General features: G+C 63.8%; 24 protein-coding genes. 9 read left to right on the top strand and 15 right to left on the bottom strand.

The features are described 5' to 3' along the window. Positions 1-92: 92 nt before the first annotated feature. A complete protein-coding gene (gene phaC, locus KUF59_RS27530; RefSeq protein ID WP_212459232.1) occupies positions 93-1,811 on the top strand; it encodes a class I poly(R)-hydroxyalkanoic acid synthase in 1,719 nt (572 codons plus the stop codon). Between the two features lie 68 nt (positions 1,812-1,879). Here the strand turns inward: phaC and KUF59_RS27525 are convergent, their stop codons facing one another. The 9 genes from KUF59_RS27525 to KUF59_RS27485 are packed head-to-tail and all read right to left on the bottom strand — an operon-like array spanning position 1,880 to position 10,703. Further along, positions 1,880-2,800 carry an ABC transporter ATP-binding protein gene (locus KUF59_RS27525; RefSeq protein WP_258767241.1) on the bottom strand — a complete coding sequence of 307 codons (921 nt, stop codon included), beginning with the start codon at positions 2,798-2,800 and terminating at the stop codon, positions 1,880-1,882. 50 nt (positions 2,801-2,850) lie between these two features. Continuing rightward, positions 2,851-3,717, bottom strand: a complete 867-nt coding sequence (locus KUF59_RS27520) for an ABC transporter permease (protein WP_212459230.1) — start codon at positions 3,715-3,717, stop codon at positions 2,851-2,853. Then, complete coding sequence (locus KUF59_RS27515) at positions 3,714-4,652, bottom strand: ABC transporter permease (RefSeq protein ID WP_212459229.1); 939 nt, start codon at positions 4,650-4,652, stop codon at positions 3,714-3,716. The genes KUF59_RS27520 and KUF59_RS27515 overlap by 4 nt, the downstream gene beginning before the upstream one ends. 31 nt (positions 4,653-4,683) lie before the next feature. Next, positions 4,684-6,234 (bottom strand): ABC transporter substrate-binding protein, encoded by a 1,551-nt coding sequence (locus KUF59_RS27510; RefSeq protein ID WP_212459228.1) that lies wholly within the window; start codon positions 6,232-6,234, stop codon positions 4,684-4,686. After that, a complete protein-coding gene (locus KUF59_RS27505) occupies positions 6,212-7,372 on the bottom strand; it encodes an NAD(P)/FAD-dependent oxidoreductase (protein WP_212459227.1) in 1,161 nt (386 codons plus the stop codon). Before KUF59_RS27505 ends, KUF59_RS27510 begins: the two co-directional genes overlap by 23 nt. Continuing rightward, positions 7,369-8,739, bottom strand: coding sequence for an FAD/NAD(P)-dependent oxidoreductase (locus tag KUF59_RS27500; protein ID WP_212459226.1), 1,371 nt, complete (start codon positions 8,737-8,739; stop codon positions 7,369-7,371). The genes KUF59_RS27505 and KUF59_RS27500 overlap by 4 nt, the downstream gene beginning before the upstream one ends. Then, positions 8,736-9,023 carry a (2Fe-2S)-binding protein gene (locus KUF59_RS27495; protein ID WP_212459225.1) on the bottom strand — a complete coding sequence of 96 codons (288 nt, stop codon included), beginning with the start codon at positions 9,021-9,023 and terminating at the stop codon, positions 8,736-8,738. The genes KUF59_RS27500 and KUF59_RS27495 overlap by 4 nt, the downstream gene beginning before the upstream one ends. Beyond that, complete coding sequence (locus KUF59_RS27490; RefSeq protein ID WP_212459224.1) at positions 9,020-9,715, bottom strand: SDR family NAD(P)-dependent oxidoreductase; 696 nt, start codon at positions 9,713-9,715, stop codon at positions 9,020-9,022. Before KUF59_RS27490 ends, KUF59_RS27495 begins: the two co-directional genes overlap by 4 nt. Continuing rightward, on the bottom strand, positions 9,708-10,703 hold the full coding sequence (locus KUF59_RS27485; RefSeq protein ID WP_212459223.1) for an ABC transporter ATP-binding protein: 996 nt from the start codon (positions 10,701-10,703) through the stop codon (positions 9,708-9,710). The genes KUF59_RS27490 and KUF59_RS27485 overlap by 8 nt, the downstream gene beginning before the upstream one ends. A 152-nt stretch (positions 10,704-10,855) precedes the next feature. Here KUF59_RS27485 and KUF59_RS27480 point away from each other — a divergent pair, with 152 nt between their 5' ends. Beyond that, positions 10,856-11,674, top strand: coding sequence for an IclR family transcriptional regulator (locus KUF59_RS27480; RefSeq protein ID WP_212459222.1), 819 nt, complete (start codon positions 10,856-10,858; stop codon positions 11,672-11,674). 101 nt (positions 11,675-11,775) lie between these two features. Here the strand turns inward: KUF59_RS27480 and KUF59_RS27475 are convergent, their stop codons facing one another. Genes KUF59_RS27475 through KUF59_RS27455 form a run of 5 tightly spaced genes read right to left on the bottom strand, consistent with a single transcriptional unit; the run spans position 11,776 to position 16,699 of the window. Then, positions 11,776-12,867 carry a Gfo/Idh/MocA family protein gene (locus KUF59_RS27475; RefSeq protein WP_258767240.1) on the bottom strand — a complete coding sequence of 364 codons (1,092 nt, stop codon included), beginning with the start codon at positions 12,865-12,867 and terminating at the stop codon, positions 11,776-11,778. A 19-nt stretch (positions 12,868-12,886) separates the two neighbouring features. Then, the gene (gene nagA, locus KUF59_RS27470) at positions 12,887-14,053 is read right to left on the bottom strand and encodes an N-acetylglucosamine-6-phosphate deacetylase (protein WP_212459220.1); all 1,167 of its coding nucleotides are present in this window, start codon (positions 14,051-14,053) and stop codon (positions 12,887-12,889) included. Beyond that, positions 14,053-15,078, bottom strand: coding sequence for an SIS domain-containing protein (locus KUF59_RS27465; RefSeq protein ID WP_212459219.1), 1,026 nt, complete (start codon positions 15,076-15,078; stop codon positions 14,053-14,055). Before KUF59_RS27465 ends, nagA begins: the two co-directional genes overlap by 1 nt. Continuing rightward, positions 15,075-15,830: a GntR family transcriptional regulator gene (locus KUF59_RS27460; protein ID WP_249140404.1), complete on the bottom strand. Its 756-nt coding sequence runs from the start codon at positions 15,828-15,830 to the stop codon at positions 15,075-15,077. The genes KUF59_RS27465 and KUF59_RS27460 overlap by 4 nt, the downstream gene beginning before the upstream one ends. Further along, positions 15,821-16,699 (bottom strand): glucosamine kinase nucleotide-binding domain-containing protein, encoded by an 879-nt coding sequence (locus KUF59_RS27455; protein ID WP_212459218.1) that lies wholly within the window; start codon positions 16,697-16,699, stop codon positions 15,821-15,823. The genes KUF59_RS27460 and KUF59_RS27455 overlap by 10 nt, the downstream gene beginning before the upstream one ends. Positions 16,700-16,792: 93 nt before the next feature. Here KUF59_RS27455 and KUF59_RS27450 point away from each other — a divergent pair, with 93 nt between their 5' ends. The 7 genes from KUF59_RS27450 (at position 16,793) to dinB (ending at position 24,095) form a co-directional block, all read left to right on the top strand. Continuing rightward, complete coding sequence (locus KUF59_RS27450; protein WP_212459217.1) at positions 16,793-17,734, top strand: N-acetylmuramic acid 6-phosphate etherase; 942 nt, start codon at positions 16,793-16,795, stop codon at positions 17,732-17,734. Position 17,735: 1 nt separating this feature from the next. Next, positions 17,736-18,998, top strand: coding sequence for an ABC transporter substrate-binding protein (locus KUF59_RS27445; RefSeq protein WP_212459216.1), 1,263 nt, complete (start codon positions 17,736-17,738; stop codon positions 18,996-18,998). 144 nt (positions 18,999-19,142) lie between these two features. Further along, a complete protein-coding gene (locus KUF59_RS27440) occupies positions 19,143-20,093 on the top strand; it encodes a carbohydrate ABC transporter permease (RefSeq protein WP_212459215.1) in 951 nt (316 codons plus the stop codon). A 9-nt stretch (positions 20,094-20,102) separates the two neighbouring features. After that, entirely contained in the window at positions 20,103-20,936 is an 834-nt protein-coding gene (locus KUF59_RS27435; RefSeq protein WP_212459214.1) for a carbohydrate ABC transporter permease, read from the top strand. Between the two features lie 9 nt (positions 20,937-20,945). Next, positions 20,946-22,034 (top strand): ABC transporter ATP-binding protein, encoded by a 1,089-nt coding sequence (locus tag KUF59_RS27430; protein ID WP_212459213.1) that lies wholly within the window; start codon positions 20,946-20,948, stop codon positions 22,032-22,034. Between the two features lie 54 nt (positions 22,035-22,088). Beyond that, complete coding sequence (locus KUF59_RS27425; RefSeq protein WP_212459212.1) at positions 22,089-22,667, top strand: histidine phosphatase family protein; 579 nt, start codon at positions 22,089-22,091, stop codon at positions 22,665-22,667. A gap of 180 nt (positions 22,668-22,847) precedes the next feature. Beyond that, entirely contained in the window at positions 22,848-24,095 is a 1,248-nt protein-coding gene (gene dinB, locus KUF59_RS27420; RefSeq protein ID WP_212459211.1) for a DNA polymerase IV, read from the top strand. An 88-nt stretch (positions 24,096-24,183) separates the two neighbouring features. On the opposite strand, the gene KUF59_RS27415 is transcribed toward dinB, so the two are convergent. After that, on the bottom strand, positions 24,184-25,548 hold the full coding sequence (locus KUF59_RS27415) for an FGGY-family carbohydrate kinase (protein WP_212459210.1): 1,365 nt from the start codon (positions 25,546-25,548) through the stop codon (positions 24,184-24,186). Positions 25,549-25,620: the final 72 nt, after the last annotated feature.

The raw sequence follows: 25,620 nt of genomic DNA, 5'->3' as shown, positions 1-25,620 counted from the left end.
GGCCGGGTATGAGAGCGAAGGGCGCCAGATAGAAGCGGCCCGGACCTGGAAACGCGACCCATCATCCTATTTTGCTGAGTGAGGGATATCTGATGAATCGGCCATTCAACATGCCGGACGAGTTTGTCGACGGTTTCATGAAGGCGGGCGCGAGCCTGTGGCGGTCGCTGGGATGGCCGGCGGATGGCGATCGCGATGGCGCGAAGGAGAGTTCGGCGCTCAGCTCGTCGGCGCGTATCGCTGAACTACAGGCCGAGCATCTGATGCGTCTGTACCAGCTGACCGAGCACGTCATCAAATCAGCGGCAGGCGTGCAGAGCGAGGGAGGTCTCGAGCCCGCGCGCGGCGACCGCAGGTTCAATGCCACGGAATGGCGGGATAACTCGCTCTACAGCCTGCTGAAGCAGTCCTATCTGTTGAACTCGCGCTATTGCACCGACTTCGTGGAAGCCCTGGATCTGGACGAGAAGGAAAAGCACCGCCTGCGCTTTTTCACGCGCCAGCTCGTCGAGGCGATGAGCCCGACCAATTTTATGACCACGAACCCCGATGTCATCAAGCTTGCGACCGACACTGAAGGTCAGAGCCTCAAGGCCGGTTTCGACAATCTGATCGCGGATCTGGGCAAGGGCAATTTGACGATCACGGACGAGAACGCATTCGAGGTCGGAAAGGACGTCGCAACCTCCAGCGGCGCGGTCGTGTTCGAAAACGACCTGTTTCAGCTCATTCAATATGAGCCGGCGACGGAGCAGGTGGCTGCGCGGCCTCTGCTGGTCGTTCCGCCCTGCATCAACAAGTTCTACATCCTTGATCTCCAGCCGGCCAATTCCTTCGTCCGGTTCGCGGTCGAGCACGGCCTGACGGTCTTCATGGTGTCCTGGCGCAATCCGGATGCCTCGTGCGGGCATTTTGGCTGGGACGACTACGTCGAGCAAGGTGCGATGCGCGCCATTGAGATCGCTCAGTCGATATCAGGCGCCGACAAAGTCAATGTCGTGGGATGGTGTGTCGGAGGAACCATCCTGTCGTCGGCGCTGGCGATCCTGCGGACGCGAGGCGACGAGTCGGTCGCCAGTGTGACCCTGCTGACGACGATGCTCGATTTCCGAGAGCCCGGCGATCTCGGCGTGTTCGTGGATGAAGAGAGCGTGCGACAGCGCGAACAGACGATCGGCCATGGCGGTATCTACCGGGGCTCCGAGTTGGGATTCGTCTTCCAGACCCTGCGTTCGAAAGAGCTAATATGGCCGAATGTGATCAACAATTATCTGAAGGGAAAATCGCCCGAGCGCTTCGATCTTCTGTTCTGGAATGCGGATGTGACCAATCTCCCCGGTCCGATGTATTGCTGGTACATCCGCAATATGTACCTGGAGAACAATCTCCGGGAGCCCCGCAAATTGACGATGTGCGGCACACCAGTCGATCTGGGACGGGTCGATTTGCCTGCCTATATTCTGGCAACCGTCGAGGATCACATCGTGCCATGGCGATCCGCCTATCGAACGACGGGCTTGTTCGCGGGCGAGACGCGTTTTGTGCTCGGTGCGAGTGGGCACATTGCCGGCGTGATCAATCCAGCATCGAAGAACAAGCGGAGCTATTGGGTTTCGGACAACCGCTGCGATGATCCGGCGACATGGCTCGCGAGCGCTGAGGAGAAGCCCGGCAGTTGGTGGAATAACTGGATCGATTGGCTCAAGCCATGGGCGGAAGACCAGGTGCCCGCGCGCAGCCAACTCGGTAGCAATCTCTACCCAACCGGCGAATCCGCACCCGGCCGGTACGTGAAGGCAAGGGCAGGTTGACGGAACTCTCGGGAATCCGGCTGGCTACAGGATTGCCTCGTGAAGGTGCGCCGCGGTTACCGCGCCGATCAGTCCTCTGGATGGTGACAGGCGATACCGCTATCACCATCAGACCGCCATTGCGGATACACAGTGCGGCACACCTCCGATGCGCGGGGGCAACGGGGATGAAAGTGACAACCTGCCGGTGGATTGGCGGCGGAAGGAATTTCGCCGACGATGCGCGGCAGTTGGCCCCGGATGCCCGGATCGGGGATGGGCGACGCATCACGCAGCATGCGCGTATAGGGATGGCGCGGTGCGCCGAACACGCGTGAGACCGGGCCGTCCTCCACGATACGTCCGAGATACATGACCGCGACGCGCGAGCAGAACCACCTGATGACACCGAGATCGTGACTGACGAATACGAATGTCAGGCCGCGCCGCGCCTGCAGATCTTTCAGCAGCAATAGCACTTGTGCCTGCACGGAGACGTCGAGCGCGGAAACCGGCTCGTCGGCAACGATGAGCTCGGGTTCGACAGACAGTGCACGGGCGATTCCGACGCGTTGACGCTGCCCGCCGGAAAACTCGTGCGGGTGGCGGTCGTAGGCAGACGGCGGCAGGCCGACCTCCTCCAGCAACGCGACTGCGCGGTCGCGCGCGGCACGGCCGTGGGCAAGACCATGCACGCCAAGCGGCTCTGTCAAGGCCTGGCCGATCGTGCGCCGCGGATTGAGCGACGAATAGGGATCCTGGAATACGATCTGCATGCGACGACGCAGCCCCTGCAGCGCGGATCCGTGTGCGTCGGTTACGTCGATGCCAGCAAAGCGCACGCGGCCGGCGTCCGGCGGAATCAGACGCAGGACGGCGCGCGCTGCGGTCGACTTGCCACAGCCGGATTCGCCGACCAGGCCGAACGCCTCGCCGCGCGTGACCGCGAAGCTGACGCCGTCGACGGCGCGGACTGTCGTCGTGACCGGGCGCGGGAAGCCTTTGGTCACCGTGAAATGCTTGGCGAGGTCGCAAACCTCGAGCAAAGCTTCGGACGTGGTCATTGGGTCGCCTTGGGATCGGTGATATCACAAAGGCCATCACCGACGAGGTTCAGTCCCAAAACCAGGACAAGAATAGCCAGGCCCGGCCAGATGCACAGCCATGCCGAATCGAGGATGTTCTCAAATCCGTCCCGCATCATGCCGCCCCAGGTCGGCGTCGGCGGCTTGACGCCGAGCCCGATGAAGGAAAGCGAGGCCTCGGTGCGGACCGCTGTCGCCATCCAGAGCGTGCCCATGACCAGGAGGTCGGTGACGATGTTCGGCAGCACATGCACGAGCAGGATGCGCAGATGCGAGAAGCCGAGCGCGCGGCCGGCCTCGATGAAGGCGCGCTCCTTGAGCACCAGGACCGGTGCGCGCGCGATGCGCGCGAACGGGGCGATCGCCGTGAGCGCAATGGCAACGACGAGATTTGTGATACTCGACCCAAGCAGCGCCACCATGATCATGCCGAGGATCAGGCTCGGAAACGACAGCAGGACGTCCATCACCTGCATGGTCACGAGATCGAAGCGGCCGCCGATATAGCCGCTGATCATACCGATCGCCCCACCGATAACGACGGCACTGGCGATAGAAAGAAAGGATACCAGCAGGGATACCCGGGCGCCCCAAAGCAGCCGTGACAGCACGTCACGCCCGAATTGGTCGGTGCCGAGCAGATAGTCGGACCCGGGTCCCGCCAGGCGATCGAGTATGTTCTGTTCGAGGGGATCGTGTGGGGAAAGCCATGGCGCCAGCAGCGCGCCGGCTACGACGATCGCGCAGAGAATGACGCCGGCCAGTGTCGTGGGATCGCTCAAGAACCGGCCGATCACGGCACGGCGTGTTGAAGGTGGGGCGGAAACGGCCACATCGGTCATTGCTTAACCCTCGGATCGATGAGCCCATAGCTGAGGTCGGTGATCAGGTTCACGACGACGATCAGGAAACAATAGATCACCATCATGCCCTGCAACATGGTGTAGTCGCGCTGGGTCAGCGCGCTGACGATCACCTTGCCCAGGCCAGGGCGGTTGAAGACGATCTCGGTGAGCACCGAATTGCCGATGAGGATGCCGACATAGAGGCCCACCACGGTGACCACGGGGATCAGGGCATTGGACAAGCCGTGGCGCCAGATGATGCTGCGCCGTGGAACGCCTTTTGCGCGCGCGGTGCGGATGTAATCCTCGCCGAGTACCTGAAGCATTGAGCTGCGCGTCACGCGGACGACATAAGCCGCCATCACGATGCCAAGGGTTATCGCGGGCAGGACGAGCTTGTGCAGGCCGTCGATCCAGTCGCCGGGGCGCGGATTGCCGATCACCGGAAAAAGGTGCAGCTGCAACGCGAAGACGATGAGCAGAAAAATGCCGGAGACAAAGACGGGGAAGGACAACCCGAGCAATGACAGCAGCCGCGTCAGGACGTCGATCGTGCCATTGCGGTGGAGGGCAGCCCAGACGCCCGCTGGAATGCCGACCAGGCATCCGATCGCCATGGCCGCCAGCGTCAACACGATGGTGTGCGGCAAAGCTTCGGCAATTTCGGTCCAGACTGCACGATGCGTGACCATGCTGGTGCCGAGATCGCCGCGCAAGGCATGACCGAGGAACTCGAAATATTGCGTACCGATCCAGCGATCGAGGCCGAGTTCGGCGCGCAGGGCCGAGAGCGTTTCCGGGGTCGCTCGATCGCCCAGGATGGCGATCGCGGGATCGCCCGGAACCACGCGCACCAGCAGAAAGACGAGCGTCAATACCGCGAGCAGTGTCGGTATCGACGCCAGCAATCTTCGGATGATGAAGCCAATCACCGGACGATCCCTTGGTTTGCTCGCGCTGACCTCACTTGAAGTGCGTCGCTTCCGTCAAGAGCGGACCGAGCGACAGCGACGCCTTCAACTCGTAGCCGTAGTCGAGGTCGGTGCGGTGCGCCCAGATCTGCAAGGCCTCGGCCAGCGGAACGGCGCAGACGGCCGCGACGATCTTCTTCTGGGCCTCGACCCAGAGCGCAACCTGCTTCTCGGTATCGGTCTCGGTCTTGGCGGCGTCGATCTCCTTGTCCGCCACGTCGCAGTGGCTGAAATTGGTGACCGCCGTCGGCTTTCCGACGATGCTGGCCGAATGGAAGAACTGGGTCAGGTAGATGTCCGCCACGGGAAAGCGCGCCGCCGCGTAGTACACGATCGGGCTCAGATCCTTGCGAATCTGCTGATGGAAGGTAGCGTGATCGACGACCTGGATATCGAGATTGATGCCCGCCTTGCGGAGCTGCGCCTGCACGACCTGCATGCTGCCCAGCATTTGCGGCAACTGCGTGTGGATGATCTTGATCGTCACGCCGTCGGGATAGCCGGCATCTTTGAGCAGCGCCTTGGCCTTGGCGACGTCAGTGGCGACGAGGCCGACATCATTTGACGATCCGAGATAGCCCGCCGGAATCACGCTCTGGCCGGATCGCGCGGTGTCGGCGCCCTGCCACTTCACGAGCTCCGGCCGGTTGACGGCGTAGGCGATCGCCTGCCGCACGCGGAGGTCGTCGAGCGGTTTCGCCGTGATATTGAGACTGAGATTGGCGAGCTCGCCGGGCTCGAACACGTCGACGACCGAGTTCGGCAATGCGCGGATGCGGTTGATCCAGGCCTGATCCTGCTTGCCGTAGATGAGATCGATTTCGCCGTTCTGGAAAGCGAGGTCGCGAGAGGAATCGGAGGGAATGTAGCGATAGCTCACGTGCTCGAGCTTCGGCTTGCCTCTGAAATAGCCGCCGAAGGCTGCAAGTTCGAGCGACTGGTTCGGGGTGTCGGAGACAAACGCGAACGGCCCGGTACCGACGGGGTTGCGCGTGAAGTCCGCGCCATACTTCTCAACTGCCTTGCGGCTGACGATGTAGCCACCCGAATAGTTGGTGACCAGCCCGAGCAGGCTCGGCACCTGCCGCGCCAGCACGATGTGGACCGTGTAGGGATCCGTTGCCTCGATGGTCTTGAACGCTGCGAAGTCGGCGGAGAAGGCTGACGTCTTGGCGTCACTTGCCCTCTTCAGGCTGAAGACGACGTCGTCGGCGGTCAGCTCGCCGAAGTCGCCGTGAAACTTGACGCCGTGACGCAGATGGAACGTCCAGTCGAGCTTGTCGGAACTCGATTCCCATTTCTCCGCGAGATCCGGCTCGATCTGCTTGGGATCCATCGTCCCCGGCTTGAAGCGCACGAGGCCGTTGTATATCCAGGCCACCACGGTGCGGTCGATCGTGCTGACCGCGCGATGAGGATCGAGCTGGCCGACATCCTGGGCGGCCATGCCGACTTTCAGATCGGTCTTTGGCGCTGCGGAAGCAGGTATCGTAACGAGGGTGGCGGCGGTGAGTGCCGCACTAAGCGTGATGCGAAGCGTCATGTCTCTGTCCCTGCTGGTTGAATGATTGATCCGCTGCAAAACGATCGATGCGGAACGGCTCGAGCGGGACGTCCGTGTGTCCGTCGAGGACGAGCTCGCTCATGATGGCCCCGACGGCCGGGCCGAGCTGGAAGCCGTGACCGGAGAATCCAAAAGCATGAAACAGGCCGGGCGTGGTGCGGCTCAGTCCGATGACCGGAATATCGTCCGGCGTCTCTCCGTCGATGCCCGTCCAACTGCGGATCACCTGCACGCCGGCGAGCTGCGGCACGAGCTGCAGCGCCTTCGCCATGACGACATAACTTGCCTCGGGCGACGGCCGTGACGACGGAACATCCGGATCGGAGTGCCCGCGGCCGCCGCCGAAGATCACGTTGCCGCGTCGGATTTGACGCAGGTAGACGTCGCCGCCAACGACGCCCAGATTGGGCGTGATGAAGTAGGGCAAAGGCTCGGTCACGAGCATGTTGGGATTGAGCGGCGACACCGGCACCTGCTCGCCGAATGCCTTGGCGACTGCGCTGCCCCAGTAGCCGGCCGTGTTGACGAGATAGCGGGCGCGAAATTCCTGCTCGCCCGATGTCACGATGAACTGAGTGCCGTCATGGGCCAGCTTGCCGACTGGCGTGAACTCGCGGATATCGGCGCCGGCATCGCGCGCGGCGCGCGCCAGAGCGGGGCTCAAAAGGCGCGGGTTCGCGGCGCCATCGTCGGGCGCGAACGAGCCGGCCACGACGTCAGGGCCGAGCCACGGATATTGCTGATGGATGGCGTTGCCGCCGATCATGATCAGCGGCAGTCCGTTGGCCTTGGCGACGTCGAGATAGGCGATGAGGTCGGCTTCCTCGGCCTCGTTGCGCGCCAGCTTCAGGTGTCCGGTCACCTCGAATTCGCAGTCGGTGCCGATGAGCTCCGGCAGCCTGGCCCAGATGTCGCGGGAGCGTCGGGCGAGCGGCAACTCGGCCGGATGTCGGCCCTGTTGGCGTACGCCGCCGTAGTTGACGCCGCTGGCTTGCCCGCCGATCTGGCCGCGCTCGAGCAGGATGCATCGCACACCGCGTTTTGCGAGATGCAGGGCCGTGGAGCAGCCGGCACCGCCGCCGCCCACGATCAATACGTCGGTCGCTGTCGCGCTCATGCGGCCTCCGCGGGAAGGATGGGGATCGGCTTGACCGGCGGCTGCCCGCGCAGCCGACCCACCTGCTCGATCGGGCAGGACAATGTCGTTGCCAGTATCTCGGCTGCGGCTGCGCCGCAGACGCGACCCTGGCAACGTCCCATGCCGACACGGGTCAGGGCCTTGGCGCGATTGACCTCCGATGGCGGAAGCGTCGCGAGAGCTTCCTTCGCGGCGGCGCGCAATTCGCCCGCGGTGATCACCTCGCAGCGGCAAAGGATCGTATCGTCGGCCATGTCGGCGGCGAGCTTTGCTGGAAATGGAAATGCGCGCTCCAATGCGGCACGGAAGGTGGCGCCGGCTCCCAGCGTTGCATCAAGGTGTGCCACGGCACGCGCGTCAACCGCCAGGCCGCGCGCCGCCAGCACAGCCCAGGCCGCGCGCGCGCCAGCCGCCTCGGCAAGGTCGGCCCCCCGAATGCCGTTGCCGTCGCCAGCAAGGAACACGCCTTCGACGGATGTTTGCCCGCTCCGATCCTTGCGCGGCACCCAATTGTGCTGCACGGGATCGAAGTCGAACGGTACCCCGGCGAGATCAGCGAGCTGTGCTTCCGGCTTCAGCCCAAAGCCGACCGCGACGGCATCGGCTGTCACCTCGTGCATGTTACCGTTCATATCACGCCAGCTCAGCGATTCGACCTGGCCGTCGCCCCCGATCGCGAGCGGCGTCACGCCCTCGAAGATGGGGATGCCGTGCGCGCGCAACCAGGCGATGTAATAAAGGCCTTTGGCGAAAGTTGCGCCGCCACGCATCAGTCCGAACGCTTGGGCCGCCTTGGTGGCGAAGGGCGTCGTATCGAGCACGACCGCAACTTGGGCGCCGGCGCGGGCATATTGATACGCAACGAGATAGAGCAGGGGACCGGTCCCGAGAAAGGCGACACGCGCACCGATGGCGCAGCCCTGCGCCTTCAAGGAAATCTGTGATCCGCCCAACGTGAAGACCCCTGGCAGTGTCCAGCCCGGCAGCGGGATCACCCGATCCATCGCCCCCGTGCAAAGGATCGTCTGCGCGAACGGCATTGCGCTCGCCTTGCCGTCGCAGATCGTGTCGATCACGCCGGGCCGCAAGTTCCATGCAAGCGTTCGCGGGCGGAAGTCGATCGACGTGCGCAGCTTATCGAAGGCCTCGTGTATGGCGCGCGCCTTCTTGGCCTCGAAGCCGTAAAGTGCGCGCGCGGTGCGGTGGAATCCGTTTGGCTGGCGTTGATAGATGCGACCGCCATTGTCCGGCGCTTCGTCGATCACGATTGGCTGCACGCCGGCGCCGACGAGAACCTCTGCAGCGCGGGTGCCGGCCGGACCGGCGCCGACGATGACGATGCTCATGGCTGCGCGATCCTGCGCGACACGCGCATGCCCTCGGCTATCGGGGTGGTGCAGGCGCGCACGCGGCCGCCCCCCTCGACGTTCACCCAGCAATCCTGGCATGCCCCCATCAGGCAGAAGCCGGCCCGCAGGCCATCGCCGAATTCGCTCGCGCGCAGGTAACCGCCGTCTTGCGCGAGAATGGCTGTGAGAAGGCTGTCTCCCTCGAGCGCAGCCACGGGCGCACCGTCGAGCATGAATGACACGGCGGGCCGGTCCGTCTCCGCCAGGCGTTGCAATCTCATAGCATGTCCTCCAGCCGGCAATTGACCAGCAGTTCGGCGATGGTCGCGGTGTTGGGCAGTCGCAGGACCGTCGCGATCAGTTCGGCGATGTCGTGCGGATCGCTCATCTTTTCGCGCGGCCATTTGGTGACATGCGCGGTCATGTCGGTCGCGACGAAACTCGGGCAGATCGCAGTCGCGCGGATGCCGTGGTCCCAGCCATATTGCCGCACGGCATGGGTGAGCGCGATGAGCGCAAACTTGCTCATCGCATAACCGGCATTGGGATTGCGGACGCGCTTGCCCGACATCGAGGCGACGTTGATCACGCGTCCTTCGCCGCTCTTGGCAAGGTGCGGCAGCACAAGTCGAATGAGCCGCATCGGCGCCTTGACGTTGATCAGCATCATGGCGTCGAGCGCCGTCTCGTCGGGATCGGTGAGATTGGCTTCCGGATTGATTGCGGCAGCATTGATAAGGCCGTCGAGCCGGCCGAAACGATCGATCGTCGCCGCAACCCATGCTTCCGCCGAAGGCAATGACTCCGCATCGTAACGATGCAGCATCAGCCGGTCGGATCCGACCAGTCCGCGGGAATCGCGCACACCAGCGGAGACGCGATAACCGCCAGCGACCAGGCGCTCCACCACGGCGCGGCCGATGCCGCGCGAGGCGCCGGAGATCATCACGACCCGGCCAGATGCTTCAAGCACGGGCAAGCTCCTTGGCGAAAGTGTTGGTAGCGATGTGACAGCGGGCGAGGTGTCGCGGGGCGGCGGCCGCCAGGACCTGCGGGGCTTCGCAACCTTGGCGGCGCAACGGGCAGCGCGGGGCGAAGCGGCATCCCGTCGGCATGTCGTTGAGGGGGGGCACACGGCCCGGAATGGCGGCGAGCACCTGCGCCGCGCGATCCATGCGCGGAATCGCCGAGAAGAGCGCGCGCGTATAGGGGTGGGCGGGCCTTGCGAAGATCTCCTGCACGGACGATTCCTCGACGATCTGGCCCGCATACATCACCGCAACGCGATCGGCGATCTGAGCGACGACGCCGAGATTATGCGTGATGAACAGCATGGCCATGCCGTGGCGGCCCTTCAGGTCAGCCAGCAGCCCGAGAACCTGCGCTTGGATGGTCACATCGAGGGCGGTCGTCGGTTCGTCGGCGAGCAGCAGCGTCGGTTCGCACGCGAGCGCCATCGCGATCATCACGCGTTGGCGCATGCCGCCCGAGAATTGATGCGGATAATCGTGGAAGCGGTGCTTGGCGGACGGAATTTTCACTTCCTCAAGAACGGCTTGCGCCTTCGCTTCCGCATCCGCTCGTGACAGCCCGCGATGGACGCGCAGCGCCTCCGCAACCTGCGAGCCGATGCTCATCACTGGATTCAGGCTCGTCATCGGCTCCTGGAAGATCATCGTCATGCGGTCGCCGCGCAGAGCTTCGAACTTCGTCTCATCGATCGTTCTCAGATCGGTTCCGTCGAGGAGGATACGGCCCGCCGATACGCGACCTTGCGGCTCTGGCACGAGACCCATGATGGAGAGTGCGGTGACCGATTTTCCGCAGCCGGATTCGCCGACCAGAGCGAGCGTCTCGTTGCGATCGAGCGTGAAGGAGACGCCGTCGACGGCCGGATACCATTCCGCACGAATGCGAAATTCGGCTCGGAGATCTTCGACACGCAAGACCTGTTCGCGCATGGGGCTGGACTGCCGGAGCGAGGACGTCACCTGCTATTCAGGTCTTTGCTCCGCGTCGTGTCAATGCCATATTCCAATATGCGCAAACACTAGGTGCCATTTTTCCGATATGTGTAATGAAGGCGCCGCCGTGCAGGGAGTATTTTCAATAGATGGATGATGTTTCCGGCGTTGGGCCTTCTGGAAGTCTGCCGCGCGCCGTGGCCTTGCTGCGTGCGCTGGCCGCGAGGGGTGGCGAGGGTATGCGGCTGACGAATGCGGCCGAGGCGGCCGGCGTGACTCCGGCTTCGGCGCACAGGTTGCTGCGCATGCTGATCGATGAAGGCTTGGTCGAACAGGATGCGCGCAACAAGTATTATCGGCTCGGCATCGAGTTCTTTTCGCTCGCCGCCCGCGCCGGGAACCCTGGCAATCTGCGCGAGGTTTGCCGCCCTGCGCTGTTGCGGCTGTCGGCGGCGTTGGGCGACACGGTGTTCCTGCTGGTACGCAGCGGATATGATGCGGTCTGCCTCGATCGCTGTGAGGGACCGGTACCGATCCGCTCCTTTACGGGCGATATCGGGGGCAAAGTGATCCTCGGGGTCGGACAGGGTAGCATGGCAATCCTCGCTTACCTGCCGGAGGCGGAACGTGAGGAGGTGATCCGCTTCAACCTGCCGCGTCTCCTCAATTTTGGCCCGTTTGACGAGGTGTTCTTCCGCAACGAAATCGAACGGGTGCAGGAAAGCGGCTGCGCCGCGCGCGGGACGGGGCTCCTGCCGGGTATGGCCGGTGTTGCCGTTGCGATCCTTGACCGCGAGCGGCGGCCGCTCGCCGCGATCAGCATCGGCACCACAGTCGAGCGGCTGAATGCCGAGCGTTTGCCGACTGTGGTCCAGGTGCTGAGGCGCGAGGCCGAGGCGCTGGCGGCGAAGATCAACCCGTTCGATGCTGCCTTGCGCAGGCCGGGGCTACATGCCGGCTCGTATTGAGATGTCCCATGTGTGCCTACGCTCCCTGTCGCGCAGTGATGTGGGTTGCCTGGGTATTTCTCTGTCCGTTCCGGGGGGCGCGGCGAGACGCATTCGATCGTCTACAGGCGGACGACTTCCCCGCTCCGAACGCTCTCATCGGCGGCAAAGACGATGCGGAGTGAGTTGATCGCGTCCTCGTTGGATAGGTCGATCTCGCCACGGATCGCACTCAGAAACAGCCGCTGCTCGCGCTCGCAGAGCTCCTGATGGCCGGGTTCGTCTGTGGTCGAGATCAACTCATCTGGCTTCGCAAAGCGGTCTTCGGTGTCGCGCGCCGCGTGATGGATGCGAAGGGCGTTGGTCCGCGTATGCGTGTCATGGTCCGCAGAACGCGCGCCCGCATCGGTGCTCTCTTTCGCGATGATCGACACGCTGCCGTTCGGGCCGATCATGTCCTTCACGAAATGAGCGGTCTCGCTCATCATCGGACCCCAGCCGACCTCGTACCAGCCGACGGATCCGTCGTCGAACATGATGTGAAGATGGCCGTAATTGTACATGGCCGGCGCGATCTCGCTCGTCAGCCGCGCCCCGACCGCGTGGACCGCGACGGGACGCGCTCGCGTCACCTGGCACATGATGTCGACGTAATGGACGCCGCAATCGACGATCGGCGAAGTCGACCGCATGAGCTTCTTATGAACCTCCCAGAAGGAGCCCGCAGACTGCTGGTTGAGATTCATGCGCATCACGAGCGGCTTTCCGAGCGTCCGGCCGATCTCGACGAAGCGCGACCATGCGGGATGCACGCGCAGGATATAGCCGATCAGCAGCGCCTTTCCGGCCGTACGTGCAGCGCCGACGACCTGTCGCGCGGCCTCGAGCGTGTTGGCCAGCGGCTTTTCGCAGAAAACATGCGCACCTGCGGCGAAAGCCTGCAAGGCCATGGCGGCGTGATGCTCCGTGTAGGTGCAGATCGCGACGGCATCGGGACGCAGGCTGGTGAGCGCCTCGTCGAAGCTTTCGAAGCGCGGAAGAGCGGGAAACTCGGCCTCGAGATCGTCGCGATCGGCTGCGCGGGGGGTGCAAAGGCCGACGAGCTCAAATCCCTCGACCGATCTGTAGGCGCGGGCATGGCTGGTTCCCATCGTGCCGAGGCCAACCACGAGAACGCGAACCTTCTGTGCGGTCGAAATGGAGGGCGAGGACATGGCTCGATCGGTCCCTCAGTCAGGTGTTGCCTGCCAGCTCGTCGCGCTTGGAGCCGTCGGCGGTTGGCCGGCCCTCGATCCAGGTTTCGAGCACGCGCAAATCGTCGTCGAGATGTACAAGGCTCGCGAGATAGCCTGGTGCGATACGGCCAAGTTCCGCGTCGCGCCGGAGAAACGTCGCCGGAACGCGCGACGCCATCGCGAGGGCGTCGGTGAGATCGAGTCGCACGACGTTGACAGCATAGCGTACGGCTTCGTCCATGGTTAGAACCGAGCCTGCGAGCGTTCCATCCTCGAGCCGCAGGCAGCCGTCTGCACGAGACACGCGGCGGCCCTGTAGATCGAACTGATCGGGCCCGCCGGCCGCCGGTGGCATTGCATCCGTAATCAGCATGAAACGATCGTGTCGCTTGGCGGCGAAGGCGATACGCAAGTTCGCCTCGTGCACGTGATGACCATCCGCGATGATTCCAACGTAAGCCTCGGTGAGATCGAGCGCCGCGCCGACCATGCCTGGCTCGCGGCCGGCGGGCGCGCTCATGGCATTGAAGAGATGGGTAAACGCCCGTGCGCCGGCTTTGACAGCCGCGCATGCCTCCGCGTAGCTTGCATCGGAGTGACCGAGCGAGACGAGCACGCCATGCCGCGCGAGTTCGGCAATGCTCTCCGCGCGGACCCGATTGGGCGCGAGCGTCAGTATGACCGCCCCGCAATTCGCGTTGGCGATGGTCGCGAGGTCGCCGGGCTCAAGGTCACGGATGTATCGGAGCTCATGCGCGCCCTTGCGGAGCGGGTCCAGAAAGGGCCCTTCCAGATGGATGCCGAGGGTCGCCGGGGTCGAGTGCCGCGCTTCGCGCGCGGCGGCGATCGCCGCCGCCATCAGCTGCGGTGTGTCGGTCACCAGCGTCGGCAGCAGTCCGACGGTGCCGTGTTGGCGATGTGCAGCGGCGATGCGGGAGATGCCTTCGGCTGTCGGGTCCTCGTTGAATAGAACGCCCCCGCCACCGTTGACCTGCACATCGATATAGCCGGGCGCGAGCAGGCCGCCGCCGAGATCGCGCGCGGCGCCGTGAGGTCTCTCGGAGTGAGGGACGACTGCCGCGATGTGCCCGCCTTCGACGACAACTGCGTGGTCGTCGAGAAAACGCTCGCCATCAAAAATCCGCGCACCGGACAGAACGGTCATCAAACAGTCTCCGTCACCTTGCGCAGGTTGCGCGGGCAGTCGGGATCGCGCCCGAGCCGGAGCGAAAGCGCTTCGGCAAGGCGGTAGAAGCGGTGGATCATGACGATGGGCTCCAGCAGCGTCGCCTCGACTTTTGCCGTCGCGAGACGATCCGCCTCATCAGCGCCGCTCGCCTCGATCGTGATCACCGCCGCGCCGGCCTGGGTCAGTGCCGCGAGCGTCGCCAGCATTCCCTCTCGTGCTGCGTCGGACGGCAGGAAGGCGATGACGGGAAAGCCGGAGTCCACAAGTTCGGCCGGGCCATGCAGCACCTCGGCCGCGGAATAGGCCTCGGCGTGAATTGCGCAGGTTTCCTTGAGCTTCAGAGCCGCCTCTGCGGCGATCGCAAGCGTCGCGCCGCGACCGAGTACGAAAGCGCTGCGGGCATTTGCGAGCCTCTCGAGTATCGCCGCGGGCGGCGGCGCCGCTTGCCCGCGCAGGACGTCCGGCAGGCCGGAGAGGGCGTCTGCGAGCTGCCGATCCTGGCGCCAGGCCGCGACCAGGCTCGCGCCCGCGACGAGACCTGCAACCATCGATTTGGTCGCGGCGACGGAACATTCCGTGCCTGCGCACAACGGCAGCAGCAGTTCGGCCTCTTGCGCGAGCGGCGAGGCCACGTCGTTGACCAGTGCGACGGCCAGCGCACCGCCGCGTCGTGCGGACCGCTGCATTTCGACGATGTCGGGGCTGCGTCCCGATTGCGAGATCGCGACGGAAACGCCGCCTTCGAGCCGCATCGGCGTACGATAAAGCGTCGCGATGGAGGGGCCGATGGAGGCACAGGGCACCCCCGAAACAATCTCGACGAGGTATTTCAGATAGAGCGCGCAGCAATCCGACGAGCCGCGGGCGATTGTCGCGACGAGCGGCGGATCGAGGCGGCGTAGACGCGCCCCAAGTTCAGCAAGCCGCTCCGCATTCTGGCTAAGCTGGCGCGCGACCGCATCGCCTGCCTCGCCGATCTCCTGAAGCATGTGGGTCGTCATCGGTGCGCCTTTCGAGCCGGTGGCGACAGCGTGAGTTCAGAGACGAAATCATAGGCGTCGGCGCGGTACCAGGATTTCGTGAACTCGACGCAGGATCCGTCGGCAAGATAGGCGATGCGCTGGATATAGAGCGCCGGGCTGTCCGGTGCGACGCCGAGCAGTTCCGCATCCGCATGATCGACGAGGGTCGCACGCAAGCGCTGCAAGCCCCGGGCGGGCTTGAAGCCTCGCGCGGAGAGCGCCTCGTAAAGCGAGCCGCCGACCGAATCTTGTTCAGGAAGAAAGCGTATAGGCACGGCGGCGCGCTCGATCGCCATGGGCGAACCGTCGGCCAGGCGCAGGCGGCCGAGCCGGAACACACGTTCGTTCGGCCGTACGCCAAGCATCATGGACTCTTCCGGTGTCGGCAGGAACACGCCGCGCTCGAGCTCGCGCGAACTCGCCTCCAATCCGCGCAACCGCATGTCTTCCGTGAAACTCGTCAGGCGCGAGGAGGGTTGCTCGACGCGCGGCGTCGCGCGATGGATAAAGGTGCCGGCGCCGTGGCGGTGAAACAGCACGCCTTCGGCGATCAGATCGGCAATCGCCTTGCGCAGCGTGGTGCGCGAGACGTCGAGCAGCTCGCACAATACGCGCTCGGCCGGAAGCAATTGCGTCTCTGCGAAGCGTCCGGTCTCAATCTCGCGCCGAAGCGCGTCGACCACGGCACGATAGAGCTTCTGGCCCGGCGCGGTTTCGACCGTCATGGACATGCCGCGTCCTCCGCGAGCGTTCCGCCAGCGAGCAGGATCGCGCCGTCGACCGCGTCGCGCCGGGGCGCGGCGAGGCGCTTGGCCACATCAGGCGGCAAAAAGGGGCGCAAGGGCTCACCGAAGCCGCCGGCGAGCGCAATGCGCTGGGCGCCAAGCGCATTCAACGCGTTCGCGAGCGCCGCTATCGCGCTGGCTGCTTCGCCGACAATTTCGCGCGCGCGCGCATCTCCGGACCTGGCGACGTCCAGGATCTGGGGTGCGAAGGCACCGTAGTCACTGGGCCTCGCGTCCGCTGCCCAACGGCTCATCCGCAATGGATCGTCATCGAAATGGCGCCCGAGCGCTTGCGCAAGTCCGCTCATCGGCTCGAGGCCATCGATCGCACGCAGCGTCGCGCGCAACGCCGATTCGCCGAGGCGTGCGGCAGATCCGTCGTCGCCGAGCCAGAAGCCGCGTCCGCCGATGATGGTCGTTCGCGCTCCCACGCGCGCGATACCCGCCGAGCCCGTGCCCGCGATGATCAGGCCGCCGTCGCCGAGGCCATTGGCGCCTACGCAGGCGGCGACAGCATCATTGACGGCGACGATGCGCGCAAAGCCGGGCAGGGCGCTGGAGACGCGCTCGGCTTCCTTGTCGTCCGAAAGCCCGGCAAGGCTGAGGCCGACTGCGATCTCCTGCCTTGGCGCGCCCGCGGCGATCGTGGACTTGATCGTTTCACGGACGACCTGCATGGCCTCGTCGAAATCGAGATAGATGTTCGAAGCCGGCCCGAGGCCGCGCCCGAGCTCGCGGCCCGACGAATCCCGCAGTCTCGCGCGGCAACGGGTCGCGCCGCCGTCCACACCGAGGAAGAACTGGGCCGTCGCCAAGGAGCCTCCTAAAAAATTTCTTAACGCCTCTAGACAAGTGGTATGTCACGTGGCAAAAACAAATACAAGAGGTATCTACCATTGGTATTCACGATGTCGGTACTGCCGAGCTTGGAGACGGACGGAGAGAGGTGCCGCCACACCGGCGGTGTCGGGATCGATGAGGCGACGTTCGCGGAGGCGATGCTCGCGTCCTACCGCCGAGCGATCGCTTCGGTCGCGGCTGCCTCCGGCGACATCCGCGCCGCCGCGCTTCGCCTCGCCGCGATCTGGCGAGCAGGCGGGCGTCTGGTCTATGCGGGTGCAGGTTCTTCCGGTCTCGCGGCGGCCGAAGATGCCGCCGAACTTCCTGGCACGTTCGGCCTTGAGCAGAGCCGCATCGCAATTGTCCTGCCCGGCGGGACCGCCGAGGCGTTCCGTATCGATGGGGCCGCGGAGGATGATGCCGCAGCCGGCGAGCAGGCCATGTCCGGGCTGGGTGACCTCTCTGGTGATGCCGTGATCGTCGTATCGGCGAGCGGCTCGACGCCGTTCACCGTCGCGGCCGCCGCGGAGGCGCGCCGCCGCGGCGCCTTCGTGATCGGCATTGCGCATCGTCCAGGTTCGCCTTTGCTCGTCGGTGCCGACGCGTCGATCTTGCTCGAGAGCGGGGAGGAGGCGCTGCGCGGCTCGACCCGGCTCGCGGCCGGAGCTGCGCAAAAGGCCGCGCTCGGCATGCTCTCATCATTGATGGGATTCGAGCTTGGCCACATCCATCAGGGCCTGATGGTCAATCTGAAGGCCGATAATGCGAAATTACGCGAGCGGGCGCGCGGGATCGTCGCAACAATCGCCGGCGTCAGCGATACCAAAGCGGAAGCGGCGCTGCGCGAGGCTGGCGGCGAGGTCAAGCCGGCGATCCTGATTGCCTGCGGTATCGTCACCGTGAGCGAGGCGGTCACGTGTCTCGCTGCTGCGAAAGGCCGGATAGACGATGCATTGCGCCGCGCAGGCGTCAACGAGATCAAGGGCGAAGGCCCGAATAAGGGAGCGTAGCATGAGACGGACATTCAAGGCTGCAATGGGAGCTGAGGCTGCCGCGTTGGCATTGCTTGCGGGGCTTTCGTCGGCCCAGGCAGGCTCGTTGAAGATCGAGAGCTGGCGCAATGACGACGCCGACATCTGGAACTCGAAAATCATTCCCGCCTTCAACAAGCAATATCCCGACATCAAGATCGAATTCGCGCCCTCGGCGCCCAAGGAATACAACGCCGCCCTCAACGCGCGGCTCGATGGCGGCACCGCCGGCGACCTCATCACGTGCCGTCCGTTCGACGCCTCGCTCGCGCTCTACCAGAAGCGCCAGCTCGACGGGGTCGACGGCATCAAGGGCATGGACAATTTCTCCGATGTCGCAAAGGCCGCATGGCAAACCGACGACGGCAAAACCACGTTCTGCGTCCCGATCGCCTCCGTCATCGCCGGGTTCATCTACAACAAGGAAGCTTTCGCCAAGGTCGGCGTGTCCGAGCCGAAGACGCTCGAGGAGTTTCACGCCGTACTCGAGAAGCTGAAGAAGGACGGGACCTACGTCCCGCTGGTGATGGGCACGGCTGACCAGTGGGAGGCTGCGACCATGGGATTTCAGAACGTCGGTCCCGACTATTGGAAGGGCGAGACCGGTCGCGCCAATCTGATTGCGGGCAAGGAGAAGCTGACCGACCCGCAATACGTTGCGGCCTTCAAGGAGATCGCAAGCTGGGCGCCGTATCTTGGATCGGGCTTCCAGGCGCAGACCTACGCTGACAGTCAGAACCTGTTCTCGCTCGGCAAGGGCGCGATCTATGCGGCTGGCTCGTGGGATATCTCAACGTTCCGCGGCCAGGCGAAATTCGCCATGGGTGCATTCCCGCCGCCGCAGCCGGCCGGCACGACGGATTGCTATATCTCCGATCACACCGACATCGCGATGGGCGTCAACGCAGCGTCGAAGAACAAGGAAGACGCAAAGAAGTTCCTGGAATGGCTGACGACGCCGGAATTCGCAACGATCTACGCCAACGCGCTTCCCGGCTTCTTCCCCCTTGCCAAGACTCCGGTGAAGGTGGACGACGACGTCGCCGCGACGATGGTCGGATGGCGCCAGATCTGCAAGTCAACTATCCGCAACTCGTATCAGATCCTGTCGCGCGGTACGCCGAATCTGGAAAACGAGCTCTGGAACGTGTCCGCGCAGGTCGTCAACGGCAAGCTGACGCCCGATGCTGCCGGCAAGCAGCTCCAGGACGGCCTCGACAAGTGGTACAAGCCCGCCAAGTGACGTCGGTCCCTCTTCCCGCTTTCGCGGGGAGAGGGACTGTCCTTGTTTCATTCGATAGTTGCTGCACACTCCGCTAACAAGACGGCATGAGCCGCAAGCGCGGAGAGGGACGACAACGCACGGCAGGTTTAATCTCTTTCCGTCATGGCTGAATCGGTCTCGAACATCACGGCCCAGATGCCTCGCGCAAAACTCGCGGGCCTTCTGCTGTTCTTTCTCGGACCGGCGGTCGTGATCTACACCCTGTTCTCGATCTATCCTCTCGTCGCGACGATGGCGCTCTCCACCTACACGAGCGATCCGTCTGGAGCCCGGTATTTCGTCGGGCTTGCCAACTTCGAAACGCTGCTCCGTGATGCGCTCTGGTCGAAGCCGTTCTGGAATGCCCTCGGCAACAATCTGATATTCTTCGCAGTGCACATGTGTGTACAGAATCCGATCGGTATCGCGCTCGCAGGATTGCTGAGCCTGCCGGGCCTGAGGCTCAAGGGCTTTTATCGCACCGTCATGTTTTTGCCGACGATGCTCTCGGTTGTCATCGTCGGCTTCTCCTGGAACCTGATCCTGTCCCCGCTCTGGGGCGTAGCTGCCGGCGCTTTGAAGGCCGTGGGGTTGGGCTCACTGTTCGCTCCCTGGCTGGGCCTCGAATCGAGCGCGCTCGTAACCCTGTCCCTCATTTCCGTCTGGCAATTCGTCGGCATCCCGATGATGCTGATCTATGCCGCGCTGCTCAATATCCCCGATGAGTTGATCGACGCGGCGCGCGTCGACGGGCTCGGACAATTCCGTATCTTCTTCCACATCAAGCTTCCGCTCGTCCTACCGACGATCAGCCTGGTCTCGGTCTTGACCTTCGTCGCGAACTTCAACGCTTTCGATCTGATTTATTCGGTCAAGGGTGCGCTTGCGGGACCGAATTTCGCGACCGACATTCTCGGCACGTTCTTCTATCGCACCTTCTTCGGCAATCAGCTCCAGCTCGGTAATCCGACGATGGGCGCTGCGGTCGCGACCGTGATGTTCTTCATCATTCTCCTCGGCCTCTGCCTCTATCTCTTCCTCGTTCAGCGGCGCATCCGCCGTTACGCTTTCTGAGGGGGCGGCATGACGGCGGAGCAGCGCGCAAGGAGCTTCAGTGTCCATCTCGTCCTGATCGCCTATAGCCTGCTTGCGGTTGGTCCAATCCTGCTCGTCGTGATGAATTCCTTCAAGGTGCGCAGCGCCATCTTCGGTAGCCCGCTCGCGCCGCCGGACGCTGCGACCTTCAGCCTCGTCGGCTATGAGAAGGTTTTTCGCTCCTCTCATATCCTGACCTACTATTCGAATTCGCTGATCGTGACTCTCGTCAGCATGGCGCTGGTGCTGCTGTTTGGCGCGATGGCAGCTTGGGCCCTGACCGAATACCGCTTTCGCGGTTCGACGGCGCTCGCACTGTTCCTGTCGATCGGCATCATGGTGCCGATCCGGCTTGGCTCCGTCGCGATCCTCAACATGATGCGGTCTGCAGGCCTGAACGACACGCTGACGGCCTTGATCCTCGTCTACGTTGCGCAAGGCCTGCCGATGTCGATCTTCATATTGAGCGAGTTCATCCAGCAGATCCCCAGGGACTTGCGCGACGCCGCGCGCTGCGACGGCGTGCCGGAAACCCGCATCTTCTTCGAAGTGGTCGCCCCTCTGCTGCGCCCGGCGATCGCGACCGTCGCCGTCTTCACCATCGTGCCGATCTGGAACGATCTCTGGTTTCCGCTGATCCTGACGTCGAGCGACTCCACGCATACGGTCACGCTCGGGGTGCAGCAGTTTCTTGGCCAGTACATCACCGACTGGAATTCCGTGCTCGCCGCGCTGTCGATGGCGATCCTGCCGGTCGTCATAATCTACGTGCTCCTCTCGCGCCAACTCATCGCAGGCCTCACCTCCGGCGCAGTCAAATAGGTTATTGGGATGGCCAATCTGCGAATCGAGCGCCTCAACAAGCGCTATGGCGCGACGACAGTGCTCAACGACATCAACCTGGGCATCGAGGATGGCGAATTCGTCGTGCTCGTCGGCCCATCGGGCTGCGGCAAGTCGACGCTTCTGCGCATGATCGCCGGGCTCGACGGCGCCTCAAGCGGTGACATCCATATCGCAGACAGGCTCGTCAATACGCTCGCTCCTGCCGCGCGCGGCATCGCGATGGTGTTCCAGTCCTACGCACTCTATCCGCACATGAACGTGCGCAAGAACATGACGTTCGGTCTGAAATTTACCGGCGTGGCGCCGGCCGAACGCGAGCGGCGTGTCGCGGAAGCCGCCCGCATGTTGCGGCTCGTGGAACTGCTCGATCGCTATCCGCGCGATCTCTCCGGCGGCCAGCGTCAACGCGTCGCGATCGGACGCGCGATCGTGCGCGAACCCGCCGTCTTCCTGTTCGACGAGCCGCTCTCCAATCTCGATGCGGCGCTGCGCGTCTCGACCCGCGTCGAGATCGCCAATCTGCACAGAATGCTGAAAGCGACGATCGTCTATGTGACGCACGATCAGGTCGAGGCGATGACGCTCGCCGACCGTATAGTCGTGATGAACAAGGGGCGCATCGAGCAGGTCGGCAAACCGCTCGACCTCTACTATGAACCCGCTAACCTGTTCGTCGCCGGCTTCATCGGCTCGCCCGCGATGAATTTCTTCGAGGCGAAGGTCGAAAGCATCGAGGGCGGACGCGCGCGCGTGGCCGGCGCCGGGTTTCGCAACCTCGATCTGCCGGCGGCATCGCTGAAGGTCGGCGACGCGTTGACACTCGGTGTCCGTCCGGAGCACCTTGTCCGGGGCGCGGACGGTCCCTTCGCCGCCGAAGGCATCGTCGAGCTCGTCGAACGGCTCGGCGAGGCCTCGTTCGCCTATGTGCGCCGCAGCGACGGCAGGATGTTCGTTGCAGAGGTTCGCGGCCGCCGGACGCCGGCGCCGGGCGAGACGGTGACGCTCGTTGCGGCGGCTCCCGACGTGCACGTCTTCGACGCGTCCGGCCTGCGTGTTGCGACACAAACCGATTGACGGAGGCGACACGATGCCGATTGCAAGCAGGCCTGCGAGCGTGATCAGTCAATCATGACGAATGTCGTACGCTATCTGACCCATCCCCAGGTGAATATCGATCCGTCGATTCCCGTTCCGTGCTGGGGCCTCAGTGAGGTCGGGAAAGCGCGTACGGAAGCCGTGACGACCAGGGGACGGCTGTCAGGTACCACGCAGGTCATCTCCAGCGGAGAGCGAAAGGCGATCGAGACCGCTGAGATCATTGCCGCAAAGCTGGGCGTCGACATAGAGGTGCGCGAGGCGATGCACGAGAACGACCGATCGGCCACAGGCTTCCTCGTCCCCGACGAGTTCGAGGCGGTGGCCAATCAGTTCTTCGGGCAACCCCACATCAGCATTCGTGGCTGGGAACGAGCGGTTGACGCCCAGCTGCGCATTGTCGACGAGGTCGAGCAGGTGCTGGCGCGCAATGAGCCGGGCGACGTGCTCTTTGTCGGCCACGGTGGCGTGGGTACTCTCTTGTACTGCCATTATTCCGGTTTGGAGATTGATCGCGCCCATGACCAACCCGCTGGCGGCGGTTGCTTCTTCGCGTTCAGCTCGGATGGCCGTCGCGTGCTGCATGCTTGGCGTCGCCTCGAAGAGCTGTGATTTCGCGAAGATCAAGCCAGCTTAGACGATCCGTTGAAGCCAACACACCACTTCTTGAGAAACCCGCCGCGCGGTCCGTGTTGCTTCGATCGCACTCTGTAGCTTGACACCCGTCACGAATGTTCGCATTATGTTCTCGATGCTGCAACGTCCTCGAAACTGCACGGGCAAACGATCGGGATGGCTACGACAGCCACCATCCTGCATGCGGACCTGGACGCCTTCTATGCCTCGGTAGAGCAACTGCTTGACCCGTCGTTGCGCGGCAAACCAATCGCCGTCGGCAGTGGGGTGGTGCTTGCTGCTTCTTACGAGGCCAAGGCCTTTGGAGTGCGCGGGGGCATGCCGGGACGACAGGCGCGCGAGCTCTGTCCGCAGATCACCTTTGTCAGCGGGCATTTTGGGGAATACCAACGGTTGGGTGACACCGCCATCAAGGTGATCGGCGATTTCACGCCGCTTGTGGAACGCATTTCCATTGACGAAGCCTTTGCCGACGTTGCGGGCTGCACCCATCTCTTCGGTTCACCTGCCGAAATTGCCGGTGCAATCCGCCGGCGCGTACGCACTGAGCTTGGCCTTCCGATCTCAGTTGGTGTGGCGCGCACCAAGCATCTGGCAAAAATCGCCTCACAAGTCGCCAAGCCCGACGGGCTTGTGGTCGTCGATCCCGGCACCGAACTGGAATTCCTCCACCGCCTGCCCGTCGAACTCATGTGGGGAGTGGGCCCGGTCACAAAGACACGGCTCGCGGAGATCGGCGTGCTAACCATCGGCCAACTGGCGCAGACGCCGGGATGGTCGCTTGAACGGTTGCTTGGTCCGGCGGCAGGAGAGAAACTTGCTGCACTGGCGTGGAATCGCGATCCGCGGGAAATCAAGACTCACCGCCGGGCCCGATCGGCAGGAGCGCAATCGGCAATTGGCAGGAAGCCTGCCGAAGAGGACGTCTTTCGCCCAACCCTGTTTCATCTCGCTGACCGAATCGGCACCCGGCTCCGTGCCAAATCCAGGCCTGGCCGAACCGTGACGGTCCGCGTTCGCTTCGCAAATCTGAATTCGGCCACCCGGTCGGTCACGCTTGACGCACCAATTTCCGCGACCGTTATCCTTGCCGAGATTGCAGAGGATCTCGTGCGCGCGGTCCTCGCAGAACACCCAAATGAGAAGACCATCTCGCTACTGGCGATCTCTGTGTCGCATCTCGAAGAGCGCTGGGATCTGGAGCTCGAACTTCCACTTGGACTTCAAGATGAGCCCCGCCGCCCCGGAACCAAGATAGGCATGGCACGATTGGCGGCCGATCGTGCCATCGACAAGATCCGCGGTCGCTTCGGATGGGACGCGATTGGATACGGCTCGGTGGCGCTGGACATCTCTCGCTCCGTTCCCGACGAGTTTCGCGAACTCGCCGAAAAGGAACTATGACCGTCCGTCGCGACGACTTCTCATGATCGCGGGCGTTGAGATCGAAAAAAAGCGACCTGTGATCAGGTGGTGAATTTGGCGATCAGCTTCAACGCGCGATCTGATTGACTGACGCCGTCCAGGCGTCGCGATACGCGTCGAGGCCGGCGATCGCTGCTGGACGAACGGGCGTCGGTGCGGCGATGGGATAAGTCGGGGGCCAGTGCGCCAGCATGGCGGCGCCGCGTGCGGTGCCTGCGGCGTCCTTTGCCGCAAAGATGCGCTGTTTCGGCCGTAACGCGCCGAGCGTCTGACAGTAGGGAACATTGCCGGCGAAGGTCCCTTCGACAACAAGGTCGCCGCTGGTCGCTCCCATGCGCGTCAGCATCAAATCGCTCACCAGGGCGCAATAGAGTGTCGCGAGTGCGGTCCGATCGCGCGCTGCGACTTCGCCGCGGATCATGCCTTTGGTCGTCGCATATGGTCCGCCTTGGCCGGAGAAGCAGGGCAGAGCCATCGCGCCAGACACGATGACGCGGTCGATTGCGTCAAGATCGGGATTGCCGCCGCCGCCCGCGATGGCGGCGTATTCGCGTCCGCCCATGAAACGCCCGCAGGCGATGGGACGGCCGAGCGCGTCGACGTTGGCGAGCGTGTCGTCGCGAGGATCGAGCTGATCGAGTGAAAGGCCCACGCACATCAGGATCACCCAGGTGCCGGTCGACAACACGGTGAACGGCGCCTGGCGCGAGACGAGATAGGGCAGAAGTGAAGCGTTGGAATCGTGGATACCGCAAAAGACCTGCGTTTCAGGCGCGAGCGCGGTCATTGCGGCGATTTCAGGCTGAATCGGACCGAGCGAATCGAAGGCGCGGCGCAGCGACGGCAGCAGGTGGTCGACGCCAAGAGCTTCGACGAGGCTCGAGACCTGTCCCTGCCGCGGCGCCCAGAGATCGGTATGGGCGCCGAGGGCAGTGACTTCAGAGACCGCGACGCCGGTCAGGCGCCAGGTCCAATATTGCGGATAGCCAACGAAGTGCCTTGCTTTGGCGAAGAGGTCCGGACAACGCCACTTCTGATAGGCGAGTTGCCGGCCGAGATTGAGGCCGGCTGGCACCTTCGGCGACAGGCTCTCCGAAAAGGGCGGCCGCAGCCTGGCATAGTCGGGCTCGATCGCTTCTACGCCCGTGAATTCGTAATCCATCACCGGAGCGGCGAGTTCGTTCTCGCCGACCAAAGCGCCGGCTGCGCCATGCGCGGTCGGAACGATCGCGCTGATCTGATGCGTGCGTGCGGCCTCACGAAGCGCATCGAGGAAGAAGTTCCAAGCGCTCTCAACATCTTCGTGCGGATAGGGCGGGCCCGGTAGGACACGGTTGGGCGCCGACTTTTCCCAGAGAAGCCGGCCGTCATCGAACAAGGCAAGCTTTACGTTGGTCTTGCCGATGTCAAGGACTGCGACCGTCTGGCTCATCGTCAAGCTCAAGGCAGGTGGAATCTCGACAAGCAACATCACCACCGTGTCATGGCCGCTTGTTACGGCCAT

This window comes from Bradyrhizobium arachidis, assembly GCF_024758505.1.
Taxonomy (GTDB): domain Bacteria; phylum Pseudomonadota; class Alphaproteobacteria; order Rhizobiales; family Xanthobacteraceae; genus Bradyrhizobium; species Bradyrhizobium manausense_C.
Note: the sequence above shows the minus strand (reverse complement) of the source record. Positions and strands in the feature narration are given on the sequence as shown.

Excerpts from the sequence above, each read along its gene's own strand:
- phaC (WP_212459232.1), top strand. The coding sequence starts at position 93 with ATGAATCGGCCATTCAACATGCCGGACGAGTTTGTCGACGGTTTCATG.
- KUF59_RS27520 (WP_212459230.1), bottom strand. The coding sequence starts at position 3,717 with ATGACCGATGTGGCCGTTTCCGCCCCACCTTCAACACGCCGTGCCGTG.
- KUF59_RS27510 (WP_212459228.1), bottom strand. The coding sequence starts at position 6,234 with ATGACGCTTCGCATCACGCTTAGTGCGGCACTCACCGCCGCCACCCTC.
- KUF59_RS27505 (WP_212459227.1), bottom strand. The coding sequence starts at position 7,372 with ATGAGCGCGACAGCGACCGACGTATTGATCGTGGGCGGCGGCGGTGCC.
- KUF59_RS27500 (WP_212459226.1), bottom strand. The coding sequence starts at position 8,739 with ATGAGCATCGTCATCGTCGGCGCCGGTCCGGCCGGCACCCGCGCTGCA.
- KUF59_RS27495 (WP_212459225.1), bottom strand. The coding sequence starts at position 9,023 with ATGAGATTGCAACGCCTGGCGGAGACGGACCGGCCCGCCGTGTCATTC.
- KUF59_RS27485 (WP_212459223.1), bottom strand. The coding sequence starts at position 10,703 with ATGCGCGAACAGGTCTTGCGTGTCGAAGATCTCCGAGCCGAATTTCGC.
- KUF59_RS27480 (WP_212459222.1), top strand. The coding sequence starts at position 10,856 with ATGGATGATGTTTCCGGCGTTGGGCCTTCTGGAAGTCTGCCGCGCGCC.
- KUF59_RS27475 (WP_258767240.1), bottom strand. The coding sequence starts at position 12,867 with ATGTCCTCGCCCTCCATTTCGACCGCACAGAAGGTTCGCGTTCTCGTG.
- nagA (WP_212459220.1), bottom strand. The coding sequence starts at position 14,053 with ATGACCGTTCTGTCCGGTGCGCGGATTTTTGATGGCGAGCGTTTTCTC.
- KUF59_RS27465 (WP_212459219.1), bottom strand. The coding sequence starts at position 15,078 with ATGACGACCCACATGCTTCAGGAGATCGGCGAGGCAGGCGATGCGGTC.
- KUF59_RS27460 (WP_249140404.1), bottom strand. The coding sequence starts at position 15,830 with ATGTCCATGACGGTCGAAACCGCGCCGGGCCAGAAGCTCTATCGTGCC.
- KUF59_RS27450 (WP_212459217.1), top strand. The coding sequence starts at position 16,793 with ATGTCGGTACTGCCGAGCTTGGAGACGGACGGAGAGAGGTGCCGCCAC.
- KUF59_RS27445 (WP_212459216.1), top strand. The coding sequence starts at position 17,736 with ATGAGACGGACATTCAAGGCTGCAATGGGAGCTGAGGCTGCCGCGTTG.
- KUF59_RS27440 (WP_212459215.1), top strand. The coding sequence starts at position 19,143 with ATGGCTGAATCGGTCTCGAACATCACGGCCCAGATGCCTCGCGCAAAA.
- KUF59_RS27435 (WP_212459214.1), top strand. The coding sequence starts at position 20,103 with ATGACGGCGGAGCAGCGCGCAAGGAGCTTCAGTGTCCATCTCGTCCTG.
- KUF59_RS27430 (WP_212459213.1), top strand. The coding sequence starts at position 20,946 with ATGGCCAATCTGCGAATCGAGCGCCTCAACAAGCGCTATGGCGCGACG.
- KUF59_RS27425 (WP_212459212.1), top strand. The coding sequence starts at position 22,089 with ATGACGAATGTCGTACGCTATCTGACCCATCCCCAGGTGAATATCGAT.
- dinB (WP_212459211.1), top strand. The coding sequence starts at position 22,848 with ATGGCTACGACAGCCACCATCCTGCATGCGGACCTGGACGCCTTCTAT.
- KUF59_RS27415 (WP_212459210.1), bottom strand. The coding sequence starts at position 25,548 with ATGAGCCAGACGGTCGCAGTCCTTGACATCGGCAAGACCAACGTAAAG.